This window comes from Paenibacillus sp. SAFN-054, assembly GCF_051966755.1.
Taxonomy (GTDB): domain Bacteria; phylum Bacillota; class Bacilli; order Paenibacillales; family Paenibacillaceae; genus Paenibacillus_AQ.
Window position 1 is genome coordinate 553175 of sequence record NZ_JBQCKS010000002.1, and the last position, 14660, is coordinate 567834.

At 46.6% G+C, this 14660-nt stretch carries 16 protein-coding genes; 2 read left to right on the forward strand and 14 right to left on the reverse strand.

The features are described 5' to 3' along the window. Positions 1–16: 16 nt before the first annotated feature. The 9 genes from ACTHPM_RS13970 to ACTHPM_RS14010 all read right to left on the reverse strand — a co-directional run bounded on the left by ACTHPM_RS13970 (position 17) and on the right by ACTHPM_RS14010 (position 6510). Complete coding sequence (locus ACTHPM_RS13970) at positions 17–232, reverse strand: bacteriocin immunity protein (RefSeq protein ID WP_440395753.1); 216 nt, start codon at positions 230–232, stop codon at positions 17–19. Between the two features lie 71 nt (positions 233–303). After that, positions 304–732, reverse strand: coding sequence for a DUF6678 family protein (locus ACTHPM_RS13975; protein ID WP_440395752.1), 429 nt, complete (start codon positions 730–732; stop codon positions 304–306). Positions 733–749: 17 nt separating this feature from the next. Further along, positions 750–1217: a hypothetical protein gene (locus ACTHPM_RS13980; protein ID WP_440395751.1), complete on the reverse strand. Its 468-nt coding sequence runs from the start codon at positions 1215–1217 to the stop codon at positions 750–752. Positions 1218–1287: 70 nt separating this feature from the next. Beyond that, positions 1288–1638, reverse strand: a complete 351-nt coding sequence (locus ACTHPM_RS13985) for a hypothetical protein (protein WP_440395750.1) — start codon at positions 1636–1638, stop codon at positions 1288–1290. A 181-nt stretch (positions 1639–1819) separates the two neighbouring features. Continuing rightward, on the reverse strand, positions 1820–2299 hold the full coding sequence (locus ACTHPM_RS13990) for an NUDIX hydrolase (RefSeq protein ID WP_440395749.1): 480 nt from the start codon (positions 2297–2299) through the stop codon (positions 1820–1822). Between the two features lie 381 nt (positions 2300–2680). Beyond that, positions 2681–3367: a hypothetical protein gene (locus ACTHPM_RS13995; protein WP_440395748.1), complete on the reverse strand. Its 687-nt coding sequence runs from the start codon at positions 3365–3367 to the stop codon at positions 2681–2683. Positions 3368–3506: 139 nt separating this feature from the next. Beyond that, positions 3507–4013 (reverse strand): HIT family protein, encoded by a 507-nt coding sequence (locus ACTHPM_RS14000; protein ID WP_440395747.1) that lies wholly within the window; start codon positions 4011–4013, stop codon positions 3507–3509. A 249-nt stretch (positions 4014–4262) separates the two neighbouring features. Next, the gene (hisJ, locus tag ACTHPM_RS14005; protein ID WP_440395746.1) at positions 4263–5078 is read right to left on the reverse strand and encodes a histidinol-phosphatase HisJ; all 816 of its coding nucleotides are present in this window, start codon (positions 5076–5078) and stop codon (positions 4263–4265) included. Positions 5079–5325: 247 nt separating this feature from the next. Continuing rightward, entirely contained in the window at positions 5326–6510 is a 1185-nt protein-coding gene (locus ACTHPM_RS14010) for a stalk domain-containing protein (RefSeq protein WP_440395745.1), read from the reverse strand. A gap of 272 nt (positions 6511–6782) precedes the next feature. Between ACTHPM_RS14010 and ACTHPM_RS14015 the strand changes: the two genes are divergently transcribed. Next, positions 6783–7394 carry a nitroreductase family protein gene (locus ACTHPM_RS14015; protein ID WP_440395744.1) on the forward strand — a complete coding sequence of 204 codons (612 nt, stop codon included), beginning with the start codon at positions 6783–6785 and terminating at the stop codon, positions 7392–7394. Positions 7395–7473: 79 nt separating this feature from the next. On the opposite strand, the gene ACTHPM_RS14020 is transcribed toward ACTHPM_RS14015, so the two are convergent. Genes ACTHPM_RS14020 through ACTHPM_RS14035 form a run of 4 tightly spaced genes read right to left on the reverse strand, consistent with a single transcriptional unit; the run spans position 7474 to position 12658 of the window. Next, complete coding sequence (locus ACTHPM_RS14020; protein ID WP_440395743.1) at positions 7474–8673, reverse strand: glycoside hydrolase family 88 protein; 1200 nt, start codon at positions 8671–8673, stop codon at positions 7474–7476. Between the two features lie 33 nt (positions 8674–8706). Next, complete coding sequence (locus ACTHPM_RS14025) at positions 8707–9507, reverse strand: polysaccharide deacetylase family protein (RefSeq protein ID WP_440395742.1); 801 nt, start codon at positions 9505–9507, stop codon at positions 8707–8709. 21 nt (positions 9508–9528) lie between these two features. Further along, a complete protein-coding gene (locus tag ACTHPM_RS14030) occupies positions 9529–10662 on the reverse strand; it encodes a serine hydrolase domain-containing protein (RefSeq protein WP_440395741.1) in 1134 nt (377 codons plus the stop codon). Positions 10663–10684: 22 nt separating this feature from the next. After that, the gene (locus tag ACTHPM_RS14035) at positions 10685–12658 is read right to left on the reverse strand and encodes a beta-galactosidase trimerization domain-containing protein (RefSeq protein WP_440395740.1); all 1974 of its coding nucleotides are present in this window, start codon (positions 12656–12658) and stop codon (positions 10685–10687) included. 159 nt (positions 12659–12817) lie between these two features. On the opposite strand from ACTHPM_RS14035, the gene ACTHPM_RS14040 reads away from it, so the two are divergent. Next, complete coding sequence (locus ACTHPM_RS14040; protein WP_440395739.1) at positions 12818–13687, forward strand: helix-turn-helix domain-containing protein; 870 nt, start codon at positions 12818–12820, stop codon at positions 13685–13687. Positions 13688–13776: 89 nt separating this feature from the next. Here the strand turns inward: ACTHPM_RS14040 and ACTHPM_RS14045 are convergent, their stop codons facing one another. Next, positions 13777–14637: a helix-turn-helix domain-containing protein gene (locus ACTHPM_RS14045; protein ID WP_440395738.1), complete on the reverse strand. Its 861-nt coding sequence runs from the start codon at positions 14635–14637 to the stop codon at positions 13777–13779. Positions 14638–14660 lie beyond the last annotated feature (23 nt).

The window sequence follows — 14660 nt, forward strand, 5'->3', positions numbered from 1 at the left end:
TTCATTCGCCTTCGACCTACAAAATAATAGGTTTGTAGCTCATCGCTTTATCGACGATCTCTTCTGGACTATATTCTATATCGCTCCAAAATATTAAATCTGAGACATGCGGGTCTGGCACATTCCGTTCAAGCAAATCCAACATTTCATCTATTTCGGGCTCTGATCCTTCCCCACTCATGATTTTACTTACAAGAATAATCAGTTCATCTCTACTTAATGGTTTATTCATTCTTTACCTCTCCAATGACTTTGGGGTTGTATTGGTCGCTTGTCTGCCGATTCATGAACATTCGTCAAGTTTCATCTTCCTGTAGTTAAAGTGCCAGGGCTAGCTGAGTAGCCATAAATGTAAATGGATTCATTGTCTTTTCTGTAAGGAATGGAGTACTCCAATAAGATCTTCATAAAATCCTCTGTTATATCTATGAGCTCGGGCGCAACCAATCTTCCCTGCTCTTTATAATATCTGGCCCTTACGCGAATCCACTCAACCTGATAAAAAGGCATCAGTCCTTCTATCCAATCCCCCCAATACCACACATCATTTTCGAAATCTTCAGGATAACGTGAATCGTCTAAAACATACTTAGCTTGATAGGGTGGCGGGAATAATAAAGTATTCAGCACAGCCCTCTGTAGTTCTTGCCACTTTGTATCATTCATGATGGCAGTAAGGTTTCTTTCCGTAATAGCTTCTAACACCTTTACCTTATGCTTATCAAGGGACATGAGCTTGCACCTCTCGGTTAAATAATCAAATCCGTTCTATATACCTTTAACACATAAGGCTTCTCTTCGGAGCCGTCAGGATATTCTTCAGTCGGTAATCCATTTAGAAAAGGATAGTTTAGAAACTCTTCTATTATTGAGTCGATGTTATCTAGTATTTCAAAATCACACTGAAAGGGTAACCTCTCATGGACATCTGAAATTAAATTAAATCTCAGCTGACTGGCCATCCTGTCAAACCATAGGTAAAAGATCATTCCGTGTTCTTGATTTGAATACTTAATCTGGTCTTGTCTGTTTCTTATTACCTTTTTGAAGAAATCAACATACTCATGTGTACTGATTTCTGTTGCCAGGTTCTGCTCCAAAGCGATACACCACATGTTGTTACTAATCTCTTGGTCCAAGTCTTCAGTGGATGTCCCGATGAACATCGGGTCTGTTATGATATCTTCCAAACTCTTAAAGTAATCACCTTTATTCATATGTTACTCCTTAATATAAATGGATGAAGTTTATGATGGCTCCGCCTAACCAAGAGGCTTTAGGGATTGTTTACGTTTTTTGCTGATCTTCCATCCATTCTTCCAGGGTTTCTTTAATCCAAAAACGATCTTTAGAAGAAATGCTTTTAATATCATTCCAATCCCCATCAACAAGCTGCAGATGGTAATGTCCATTAATATCTGAATCCGGGTACCACCCTAGATCGAAGAGTATCGTGTCTTCTCTTTCAGGAATGTACCATTTTCCATTATGGATTCCCAGTTTAACGATTTGTAATAAGTCTTCTGTGAAGAATCCCCAGTTCTCAATAAAGGTATCATTGCCTTCACTAAAAAGAGGGTCTATATCGTAGAATTTGTTATAGGTTACTGCGTAACCTGCTGGTATTTTAAGTTGCATTAGATTCATATTTCTCACCTTCCACTTCCAGTAGAACCGATAATATGTATTTGCCTGCTCCTCTCTTCGAAAGGTCTCGAACAGACCAAGGATCTAATGACCGCAGCTTGAATGCTTTGTTCTAAGATTTACTCGATAATTGATCCTATAATTTTTGGTATGGTTTAATAGGGATATGATTCTAATATGAGGCTAGAGATATAGCATCATAATTGATTAGTTTATTGTTTACTAATGTGCACTTATGCTCATAGCACTCCGGATTCCTCAACATTACGGGTAAAAACCTTGGAATCATCTCCCCAACTCCAAAATTCCCTTCTGATAAAATCCATTCAATATCCTTCCAATCAAGAATGCCTTCATCTACTCTCTTGGGGGTTGTATATTCATAATCGTTTGAAATTTCCGCAAAAAAAGCATACATTCCTCCCGAATAGGTATTATCTATATCCCAGCTTACAACACCTCTATATTCAGCTTCTTTTAATATGATTCCTGTTTCTTCAAAAGATTCTCTTAATACGCATTCCAAAGGAGTTTCATTTCCCTCTAGTTTTCCGCCTACTCCGTTCCATAGTCCTTTTGCTGGAGCATAATCTCTGTTCAACATAAGTAACTTATTACCTCTCTTAATAAAACACAGCGTGTATTTGTACATTCCTAACCTCCTAAATTACATTAAACATTCTGCTTTTTGCTTCAAAGATTGTAATCGTACATGCTGCTCTTCCTATAAATAATATCTTTGAACGGTACACTATAGAGCTTGGATTGCTTGAATACTAAACCTCTGGTTATTGAATAGCATTTTTTTGTATCCATTTATCTGATCCGTTACGGAACATCTAGGTAACCCTCCAAAACACGAATCGCAATTCTTTCGTAAAACGTTCCTGTATTCACGAACCTTACTGCCTTAAGTGACCGAAGGGAAAGGCCGCGACGCGGTTAGGCAGTGCAAGGTTATTCGCCTGTATAACTTCTAGGCATTCAACTTCAAGCGAATCAAGGAGCGCAGTGATGCGGTTTGAATACGATGTTAGGTGGAGTTGGCGCTTCTCCGAATAGACCCTAACCACATGTCACCTGTCCGTATAAAATATAACTTCTCCACTTCACCATGGACTAGGTGTTCATTTACTTGAAATCCGTTCTTAGAAATTAATGTCCGCTCTTCTTCAGATTCAATATCGCTTTCCCAAACATAGTATCCGTTTACACATCTCTCCCAAGTAAATTTGCTAACGAGAGGATGAACATCTTGGTAAGGAAATTCTTTATATTCATTATCCTTCATAAATAATTCTTCATAATATTCAATGTTATGTTCAGTAGCAGCAACCACTTGAGAGTCGATGAATTCAGGATCACCAATCCAAAGTCTTAAGTAATAAGGCTCTTCAATCTTCTCTAGTCTCTTCTCCCACTCAAGGTAAATCTCGATTAAGTGGTATAATATTTCTTTGCAAAATCTAACAGGCGGATTCTTCTTACCCACCTTATGATCATTGTACTTATACAAATGATTAAAAGGGCTGATCCATATCTTCACATAGTCCTTGTGATATTTATATAAGTACTCTAAATCTAATTCCTTATGTATATCTGCCCATGAACTAAGCTTTCTGGCTCTCCTCCGCATTCCTCTAACCTTTTTATGTATAGATATCAACTTCAAAGTACTTACCACCTTTATGACAATTTCATCTAACGTTGTTGCGTTCAAGAATCCGAGAGACTTAATACGATCAACGGGAACCGGCGCGAAGACTTAGCCTCGTATGAATTGTCTGGCTGAATCCACTTCCCCGAAATTCCTCGGTCCGGACCAAGGGCAAATGCCCGCAGCGTGAATAGGTTGTTAGTTACCTTGAGCTACTCACAAAATCCCTCATGCCCTCTCGTAACATGCTAACCCCTTCTTCTACACTCTTCATATTCTCATCGTCATTCATATTATTCCTTGCATGTAATAATGCCGGTCTTAATGATTCTACTGAATTTCCAAACTGGTACATCCATTCGTATCTAGGAACCATCCATAAATGAAAGTGATGTGTTGTATCTTCATTATAAAAATAATAGACCTTTTCAATTCCCAATCGTTTTCTTTGTTCACTTCTGAGCTTATGAATTAACGAAATAAATTCTAATCGCTCTTCATCTTTTAATTCATCCATGCAGAAAAAATGTCTCTTTGAAGCCAATATAACTAACCCTTTGATTGGGTAAGCAACATCCTGATGGACATGAAAGTTGCTTGATTCAAAAATTACTCCACCTGGTGGAGTAATCATACCACTTGTCAATGCACAGCTTATACATTCAACTTCTACTGTTCTTCCATCACCCAATGTAATTTGTCTTGGCATTATGCACCTCATAGTTTTTGATAAGAACTTGCATCGTAATTTCACCTAACGTCTTTGTATTCATGAACCCTCACTGGCTTAAGGGCCCCAGCCCGGGTCCAACGGACTTAGTCAGTGCAGGGTTGTCCGGCTGCCACCACTTCCCGAAATCCCCTGCCGGACCGAGGGCCCGATGGAACGATGTGTGAATATCGTGTTAGGTGATGTTATTGCCTTCTATGAATTACTATAGAAAACTTCCTTTCTAAATTATTTATAATTTTCAAACCAGTCCCAACCTGTGCCTACATGTTCAGGTTTGTGAGCATCTGAACCATAAATACATGCAATTCCTTGGCTTCTGCATTCAGCTAAAAACCATTCTGGTACATATGGTTTGCCGCATGTAACTACCCTTAGCCCTGCAGTATTTACATCAATTCCGACATTCGCTTTTATTAAAAGAGGGATAATTGCCTCAAGCCGTTTCTTCATCTGATATTCATCAATTTCAGGTAACACTTGTGAAAATTTTTCGATTAAATTTATATGTCCTATTCTTTTACGCATAGGCATTTTTGCAATCCATGTGATTGCCGCTTCTACTTGATCGTAATACGCATCTATAACACTCTTCATGGTCCCATAGAATTCTAGTATATATTTACGAAAATCATCTACTGAATTATCTATACATCGCATACCACCATAGCCAGGCAGATAATGTACAGAAAATACAACATCCTCTAAGTCATTATGAAAATCCTGTAGCATATTTTCTGTAAAAGATAATTGCCCGGGTAAAAAATCCATCTCCAGACCAATGGTAATTTCAATTTTATTTTCATAAAGTTTCTTCATCTTATGAGCATATTCAATATATTTAGGCAACTCGTCAATTGGCATAGCCAGGCTATTGAATAGCGAAATATCATCAATCCACCCAGTGGGTAAGGGAGAATGTTCACTTAGTGTATATCTTTGAAATCCCAATTCTATGGCCCTATCAATGTATAGTTCTTGTTCCTCATTGCTTCCATGATAGCAGTATCGAGTATGGGTATGTCCATCCCATTTCAACACCATGCAACTCCTCCATTGTTGTATTGGTAGTTCTATTGTTTTAAAAATCTTAAGCAAGAATTTCACCCAACTCGCATTCTACGAAACTCATACCATTTCCCATATAAACCCCACTTCATAACTACGACATCCTCATTCTACCATCAAAACAACTCACCCCACACTAAGTAAAAAGCCGCGTTTCCGCGACTTTTTTCGTGTCATGACCATAAAATCGGTTTTGGTTCATCATGCTGATCCATTACACTGCTTACTCTACTTCTACCACGAATTCGGCCCATTGCGTTTTACTCGGTCCATGCTCGATGAAAGGTATATAGGCGGGACTGATGACTCTGATCAGATAGCTGCCCTTTTCGCTTATTGTGAACGAGCCCGCAAATTGTTGGTCCTTTATGGGCAGCTCGATCCTTTTCACCATTTCATATATCTGATAGCTATCCTGGCTTGACGGTGTGTACCGCTCAACGCTCACGGTCAGCTTATCATACAGGTCATTATGCTGCAGGATTTGTCCCGATACATCTATCTTTTGCCCTGGTGTTGCTACAATATAACCTTGGGTCGGATTCGCGAAAGCGATATTCCCTTTCCCTTCATCCGACATCGTAACAGGTATGGTGGAGGGATCTGTAACCTTCCTTTTCACGGTGATGATCTTGCTTCCGGCCGACACTGCCGTGAGCATCAACGGGTTGGGCCCGGGTCGTAAATTGACCGTAAATTGCATACGGTTATACCGTCGTCCATCCATGGAAATATCCTTTTCGGTAACCTTGCCTGTTTCACCGCCCCAACTGCCGTTACCTAATGAATACATATACTGCGGAATGTACATGTCCTTCTGATAGAGCATGGTAAACGTGTCGCTGGCTTGATTCGTCTCCCATTCGGGCTGCACGACCTCGATCACTTTGTTGCTCCAGTTCCAACTTACCGTGTCCTTCACAGTGGATACAGCGATGCCAAGCCAGGATAATGCCCGGACTGGCACATAAGCTCTGCCCGATACAAGAATTGGAGCAGGAATCTTCTCGCCAATCGAGCTTCCATCCGGAAGATACGCATCCTCCGAACCGATTTGGAAGGTGAGCTTGGTAAACGCAGGCTGCAGCTCTGGGTGCATATTGACGATGACTTGCCGTTTCACGCCATTCCAGGTGACGCTATCTGCGGCGCCGGATTGCTGCAGGGTACGGAGCGGAACATATACTCTGCCTGCTTTTAGTATGGGTCTATCCGCCGTGATCGCCTTCCCGTCAAGCGTTGCGCTTTTCCCTTGGAGATCAAATCTCATTTCATGCTTCACTCTGTACATTTTGGCCACATCGCGATTCGGCTCAAGCACAGATGCGGGAGCGGCGTCTGCAAGAGCACTCGTGCCGAGGCTTAGTGCGGCGGCGGCTGATATGATTAGACTGAACCATTTCTTCATCGTCTTCCATCCTCTCCTGGACTCAGTTCCCTTTAAAGTACTTAACGCGGCATCATAGCGGTTTGTTGCATACGGATGCTGTAATCGCTTTTCAATACTCTCTTGAATAAATCGGCTGAACCAATGGAATGGGCCGCTGCTTTCTTTATTTCGCGGGATCAAATTCCGAGTTTGTCCATATAGATAATTATAATTAAATTGTAAGTTGATATATTTAAGTAAGTGATATATACTGAAAACAACAAATTTACTGCGAAAGGTGATCAACCGATATGAGCAACGTGCAAGCCATCGTCAATGAAATTGCGACAGAGGTCAAAGACCAACGTCATTCCGATTATCCGGTAAGCCCTGTCTTTCTGAACCGCTGGTCCACCCGCGCTTTCGCGAATCGCGAAGTCAGCGACCAGGATTTATATACCGTGCTGGATGCCGCCCACTGGGCTCCTTCTGCTTTTAATGATCAGCCTTGGCGCTTTTTCATCGCCAAAACCGGGGAACAGCTCGGCGTATTTCATCAATTCATCAATGAATTCAATTTGGCCTGGTCGTCCAGCGCCCCCGTTCTGATCGTGGTTGCTTCCGACAAGCTGAGAGCGAACGGCGATCCGAATGGTGCCCATTCCTTTGACGCAGGAGCAGCCTGGGCCTCGATGGCGATTCAAGCAACCATGCTCGGTCTGTCCACGCATGCGATGGGCGGCTTTGACCGCGAGAAAGCTCGTCAATTGCTGAATATTCCTGATCATTTCGATCTTCATGCCGTTATCGCCCTGGGGTATCAGGGAGATAAATCCGTATTGCCGGAGGCTCTCCAGCAGCGCGAAGTGCCGAATAGCCGTCGTCCATTGAATGAACTTGTTTTTGAAGGAAAATTTGAATAATACGTGCGTCTTTGGTGACATGAATATGAATCAAAGGATGTAAAAAAGCTGGCCGCTTGGCCAGCTTTTGCTATATCTCTTAGGTTGGATCAGGCTCACCGTTACGCTCATACCAATAACCGGGAACACCGCGTGCAAGACGCATGAGCGCCTCCAGGTAATAATAATCGCCCCAAATCATGTAATCATCAGGGGATAACCCACCGTGGACATGGTACGAACCATGCTTAAGGAAGCCCTCCGCTGCATCATCGCCGATCGTGGCGTAGTTGTCTATCAGGGATTGCATGCTTATGGCAAGCTTTTGCTCGAAATAAAGACGATCCGGATCCGCTGCCTCCAAATGCGAGATAAGCTCCGCCAGTCCGGCCGCTACGATCGCTGAAGCTGAGCTATCACGGTATGTATCCACCGCTGCAGGTGCGTTGAAATCCCAGTAAGCAACGCTGTCCTCAGGCAAATGCTCAAGGAAGTAGCGTGCCATGCGCTTGGAGGTTTCCAGAAATGCCTCCTTTCCAGTATAACGATAGGATAGCGCAAACCCGTATACACCCCAAGCCTGCCCCCGCGTCCAGGTCGAACCGTTGCTATACCCTTGATGCGTGGCGCCTCCGATCGGAACCCCCGTCTTCGCGTCAAAGAAAAACGTATGATACGAGCTATCATCCCCTCTTACGATATAGCGCCGCGTTCGCTCCGCCTGAATTTCTGCAATATTACGATATTTCGGATCACCCGTCTGCTCGCTTGCCCAATACAATAATGGAAGATTTAGCAGGCAATCAATAATAATGCGACCCGCTTCCTGCTCATTATCCTGCGCTCCCCAAGCTTGAATATAACCGCTGCCGTCGCTCGTATTCCGCCAGCGTTTCATCAATACATCCGCTGCCGCAAGAGCCAGCTCACGCGCACGCTCATCGCCGGTTACGATCCACTGGGCTTTGGCGGATAAGCTGTACAGAAAACCAATATCATGATGATCCAGCGAGACATGCTGCTCCAGCCGCTGCCGGAAGCTGGCCACCGCCCCTTCTGCCGCCTGAAGGAAGCGTTCGTCCTGCGAATATTCATAGCAAAGCCACAATATTCCCGGCCAAAAGCCGTCTGTCCAATCGTCGTTGTCATTCAGATGGTAGGTTCCATTCAGACTGACATGAGGAAAACGGGTTCCAAACCTTTCGATATTGTTTAGCGTTTTCGATAGAATGTCCTCGATCGCTCGGGTGTAAAGCTTTTGCGCTTGTTCTTCCGCGGTTTGCATTCTCTCTGCAGACATTGCATCTCATTCCTCTCTCGATTTGCATTTCACTCAGCCGAGTACGGTTAATTGTCCTCCCGGAATCTCTACGACATCCGCCTCCACGCTTACCCATACACTTTGGGCAGACGGATTATGAACCATCCGGTAGTCGGCTGAGAAACGGAGCTGCCGTAAGGCATGCATATAAGAGACAATTTCGGCGTTGGTAGCAAACCAGATGCCTTCATTACCGGCAACCATCTCTCCAAACCGGTCGATCAGCTCCCAATTGTTGTCATTCTCAAACTCATAGCTGTGCCCCCATACATACAGCAAAGCCATCTTGGTATGCCTTTGTTTTAAGGCCAATAATTGATTGCCGTAGTCCACCATTTCACGATAGTGGCAGGTCGGATGCCATCTGAGGAAGTCCGAAGGCATCTGGAACCCGAACCCGTTAGCTGCTGTCCGGGCATACTCGATCCCGAGCGAAGGCAACAGCGACACGAGCTGATCATTATATGTGCCAAAAGGATAGCTCATGCCGCGCACCGGATAACCTACCAGAGCTTCCAGGCCCTTCCGGTCCTCCGTGATTTCCTGAACCATCTGTTCCATCGGGGACTGTTCGAGAAAAGGATGATTGACGGTATGAGCCGATACCTCATGCCCCGTGAACAGGGGGCGCACCTCCTCGCGCGTAAGAAATCCCTCTTGTCCGAGCGTGCCGCTGTTTAAGTGAAACGTACCTTTGAGACCATAGGCATTAAATTTCTCGACCAGTCTCCTGTCATGAATCCGCCCATCATCAAAACTGAGGGTGATTGCCTTATGCACCCCACCCGGAAAGCGATCATATCGAATTCTCATCTGGGTTCCTCCTAATGATTGTTACAGACAAGTGTAAACGAGATTTCTCAAACGAGGATGCACATAGGGCTCTTGATTGTTCAACATATGCTGGGCATACATGACGGTCACCTGAGAGCCCGGATCTATGATAGCCAGAGATCCGGCTGCGCCGCTCCAGCCGAATTCACCGAGCGGGCTGAGCGATCCGCTAGTCTCCCTGGAACAATGTGTGCGAACACCCAGCCCATAGCCATAACCCGCAAGCTGCGACCAGGAGAAATGACCGCGTGTTGCCTCGGTCAAATGATCTGTTCTCATGAGATTCACCGTCTCGGCTGCCAGGATCCGGACACCTTCGGGGCTTGTGCCTTGATGGGTAAGCGTATTCAGAAAGACAGCATAGTCACTCACGGTGGAGAATAGCCCCGCACCTCCGCTCTCGTATTCCGAACCGAGCACGTAGTCGTTCCCATCCTTGCGAACCGGTTTGCCTGTGGGCTCGCTGTATTCATACTGCGGAGCCAAACGGCCCCGATCTTCTTCCGGTACATCGAAACCGGTATCCCGCATCCCGAGCGGGCCGGTGATTTCGTCCCGAACGTAGGCGCCGAACCGTCTTCCGTCCACCGCTTCGACTAATGCGGCCAGAACGTCATGACTCAAACTGTAACTCCACCTCGTACCCGGTTCGAACAGCAGCGGTTCTTGCGCAATCGCCGCCGCGATCTCGCGGGTCGGAGCTCTGCCGCTAGTGCGTCTTATGACTTCCTGGATCGAAGGCGAACGGATATCATAAGAGAGTCCGGACGACATGGTAAAGAGATCCCGGACCCGGATCGGTCTCTTGGCCTTCTCGAAGATTGCCTCACCACTCGGCAAGGTTTCCTTTACGGTCATTTCACTATATTCCGGCAGATAGTCCGACAGCGGATCATTTAACAACAGCTCTCCCTTTTCGAGCAGTTGAAGCGCTGCGGTGCAGGTCAGAATTTTGGTCAGCGAATACAGCCGGATGATTTGACTGTCGTGGACGGGAGTGCGTTCTTCCAGGTCAGCATAGCCGCTGCGGTAGCGGAACACCTCCTGATTACGGTACAGAACCAGAACCTCTGCCCAAGGAATACGCCAATTCGTGATCCGGTCGATAAAGTTTGATAGCGGTTTGAAGTCCATCATTTTGCTTCCTTCCTATACATCACTCGTAATCGATAACCACCATCTGATGGCACTCCAGCTTGGGAACGGTGTAGGCAACCGAACCCTCCTCACACGTAAAGGAAATGGACTGGTTTTGCGGCGCCAAATACACATTTTTCACCTGACGGGGAGTCCGGACAGACACTTCGACATCATATAGAGGGACGATATCCTCAATCACTTCGATATGTTTACCGCGACGAACCGGTGACGCGTACAGCAGGTGATGAACCAGCCTGTTCTCTTCCTTCTGATCCTGCAGGGTGGTCACGCCTTGGGCAGGCAGATCGGTGTTCATCGTCTTGTCAGGCAGCAGGCGGTTCAGTGCGTACAGGATCGTCTCCTTCAATATCAGACTTCCTTGGTCTGCATAATCCTCAAATATGTTCCAGGCCACATAAATTCCGCTGCTGCTCTCTACCATGCCCGGTCCTCCATAAACATCGCTGGATGGCGTATGCTGGTGCGAGCAGAAGGTAAAGACATCGCGGTTAAAATACGGGTCCTTCCTGCTTCCAAGCTCTGTTCCGCCGGCAAGCTCAAGCTTCTGTCCTTCCGAATACATCACAAAGTCGGCTTTCCCAAGGCTCTCAGGCTTGAACAATGGACAAAAGTAATCCGGACGGTATGGATTAACCCCCAGATACCGAGCTCCAAAGTCTAAGACGAAGGAAGCGCCGTCCTGGTCCAGACCCGACCAGCCTGTGGCGAGAATCCTGCCTCCCTGCTTCACAAACCTTTCCAGCTTAGTCTTCAGCTCGTCATTCACCGCCACATAATCCGGCAGGATCAACACCTGATAAGCCGAAAAATCATGCTCCATATCAATGACATCAAACAGGATGTTGCCCTCCAGCAGCATTCGCACAGCGCCTGCATCCGAGTTGGGCTGGCTTCCGTCGTTGTTGGCTTTCGGATGCACGCCCGTTGCTTCCAATGACAGAAGGGCTACATCCGCCACGTTCATGGTATTCACGCACCATGCTTCTTTGCTCTCGACCTCCCGATAAGCCTTGCCGATTAATTCATAGGTTGCCGGATCCATACGACCGCCCGGCTGAAGCTGATCTCCTATCGAACATTTTGCGCCATTGGCAAGGCTGAGAGCGGTTTCATAACGTAGTGCGTTCGGATGCTTATACCCGCCGAATTCTCCCCAAGCGGTATGGAATTTTCCGGTCATACCAAGAAAATCATATCCGAGTGTCTGTACATACCGGGCCGAAAGCGGGAAATGGTCATATCCCCAACCGCCCGTAGGCAGCGACTCCAGCTCCAAATGGGTATTCATCGCAGCCAAGTCGCGCCGACCGCGCTTGATATGTCCGCCGTTATGGAAGATAGGAAGGCCTGGTTTTACCGATTCTACGGTTTCTTTTACCCTGGCTGTGTAATTGGCGTAGGTGCTCTCCCACAGTCCTTTCATCGCTTCCTCATCCCGCGGGTCATGCCCCTTACGGCGTATGGCAGCTACGCAGTTGTGACAGTAACATTTGCGGATACCTACAATATCGAGAAACACGCCGTCAACATCATACCGCTGAACAACTTCCCGAATCTGTTCGATCAATATATCGAGATACGGAGAGTTCATGCAAAACTGATGATATCCTGGCTGCATGAAGCCTTCGGCCCAATTCGTCCGGTCGTTCTTGTCCCGGATGAGCCACTCAGGATGCCGCCGGGCCAGTTTCTCATCCAATCCGGCCGACAGGTATACCGGTGTCTTGACGTTGATCTCATGGGCAGCCTCGATCTGGGCCGCAAGCAAGTCGAAGCTTAAGCCCGGATGCATCTCATTGGCCTCCGAAGGATGATATGCCCAGCCATGATGGCACTTGGAGAACACCGTTATGGAATCGACATGCCCCAGCTTCAGCATGTCTTGGAACTGCTTTTTGTCGAAACGGTCCCCGATCGGGACGATGGCTTCCGAGGTGTGGAAATCCAGATGTACTTGACGGAATCGCATGATTTCTCTTCCTTTCCCATTCATATATCCCTAATATAGTCCTTCCAGCATAGAGCGAATAGGTGCAAAGACGACTTTTTATAGCACATTCTCGACCATTCATGATGCAGTTCATGATACAATGGGGACACCACAAATTCATGGAAAGGGCTGCCTGTTATGAAATGTCTTGAGCTGACCATCCCTCCGCTTCCGCAGTTAGTGACGATCGGCCACTCCATCTGGAGCCCGGGGCAGCAGCACCTGAGCCGTTCCTTTCATTTGTATGACATGCTGTTCGTGATCAAGGGCACTTTGTACATGTCGGAGGATGAGGTGCCTTTCGAGGTCACGGAGGGCTCCCTGCTTGTACTCGAACCGAACCGTCTGCATGTCGGGCATCGCCCTTGCGAGGAAGAAACCGAAATTTACTGGCTCCATTTGGCCCACCCTGCGCCTGTCCGGACGTTGGATAGCGGACAAATTCCATGGTCGATCCCTTTCACCAAGGGCTCCAACCTGGATGTCACTCCGCACCGGCAGGTCATGTATATTCCTAAATTTACGGGTCTGCACACCTCAAGCATTCTTTCATTCCTGCAGCGGATGATGGAGCTTCACCAAAGCTTGTCGCCCGCAACGTCCTTGCCGCTGCAGTGGCAGCTGATCGGCTTAATGACGGAGCTGCAGACGGCCGTGCGCCTGCAATATGCTCCCCGCTCAAGAATACTGTGCGATCAAACGATATCCTACCTCGAGCAGCATGTCACCCGACCCTTCGATGCGAAGCATATGGAAGAAACCCTTCATTTCCATTTTGACTATCTCTCCCGCTGCCTGAAGAAATACACGGGGCTGAGTCCGCTTCAATACCTGCACGAGCTGCAGATCAGTAAAGCGAAATCGCTCCTGGAAAATACGGGCCTTCCCGTATCTGAAATCGGTGTGCAGGTCGGAATCGAGAATTCCAATTATTTTATCCGCTTATTCCGAAAAAAGCTGGGGATGACACCCGGTCAATATCGAAGCACCCGACTGGGCCGGACATAAGAAAAACAGCAGGAACGCAATCGTTCCTGCTGTTTTGTTTTTGTTAAGACATCAGAAGGTATGATATTCGGATCATCTTATGAAGAAGCTCACATATATTTGTCCCGGTATTCCGTAGGCGTGCACAGGTAACTCTTCTTGAACTGGCGGGCGTAATAATTCTGGTCCCGGAATCCGCTCTCCTGAGCCACCTGCAAAATGGACAGGTCGGGATCACGCAGCAGCGTGCAGGAATAATCCAGCCTCCGCCGTATCACATAGTCCATGGGCGTCGTTTGGAAGTTCCTTGCGAATTCGCGAAGAAACTGCCGTTTGGATAAATAGGCTTTTTCCGCCAGCGTATCGAGGCTTAGAGGTTGCAGAAAGTGCTCCTCCAAGTATGTAATGGACTCGGCAATTCGCAGCGCCTTGTTCTGGAGCAACCCGTTATTAGCCACATAATAACGGGAGAGCAGACCTATGAGTGCCGTAAAATAGGAGCGGATCAGCATCCGGTAACCTTCCGGCCTCTGGTCATGCTCATTCAGAATGACATCAAGCAAACCCTCAACTTGCTGCAGCTGCTCCTTATTCAAGGTCAGCATCCCTTTAAAGTTCATTTCCTTCCGGTAGAACGGCTCGAAATAGAACAAGGCTTGAAAGCCCGGCATGAGCTTCAGCTCCTGCAGTTGAGCGATCTGGTCGGGATGAAACATGACGTTGACATACTGAATATGATCCACGTCCTTATAACCATGGGAAACATTGCCGTGGATGAAGAAAACCTGTCCGGCGGAGATCGGGTACTCCCTTCCTTCAATAATGTGGGTTGCGGTACCTCCAAGAATGACGACCAGCTCGGAATAGTCATGATGATGGACGCTAAAATCTTGAGTTAGAGGGCACTTCTCGATGCGAAAAATAAAGTCCGGTTCCAGCCCCAGGTCCAGGTAATGGCTTTTTCTATTCATGTCGCTATTATGCTAAAAAAGGT